The 278-nt window shown below is 48.2% G+C and carries 1 protein-coding gene; it reads left to right on the top strand.

Going from position 1 to position 278, the window contains the following annotated elements:
• Positions 1–181, top strand: a 181-nt coding sequence (locus AC1RPN_RS08940; RefSeq protein WP_481763836.1) for a hypothetical protein, incomplete at its 5' end; no start/stop codon positions are given.
• Positions 182–278: the final 97 nt, after the last annotated feature.

Here is a 278-nt window from a genome sequence, read left to right as displayed (position 1 = left end):
CTACAGGGGTAATTCGAAGTTGGCTGATTTGCTTACACTGATGGAAAGCGACGATGCACTGCGCCTGCGCAACGCGGTTCAGGCGGCACGCACTGTTGGTGTAGAGGCGGCGGCGCAAGAATTCAATCTTGAGCAGTTTGAGTTGAACTACGTGCTGAAATCGTATAGTCTGAACTCCTAATTTAATATGGATGGGATTTGTCTGATCCCAGTTTTAGGAGAGCCCAGTGGCACAGTACATTAGACTATATCTGGTACCCATAAACGGGGTACAACAA

This window comes from Dellaglioa sp. CoH-57-MRSF-20, from assembly GCF_056781955.1.
This window is presented reverse-complemented; position numbering and strand designations above follow the sequence as displayed.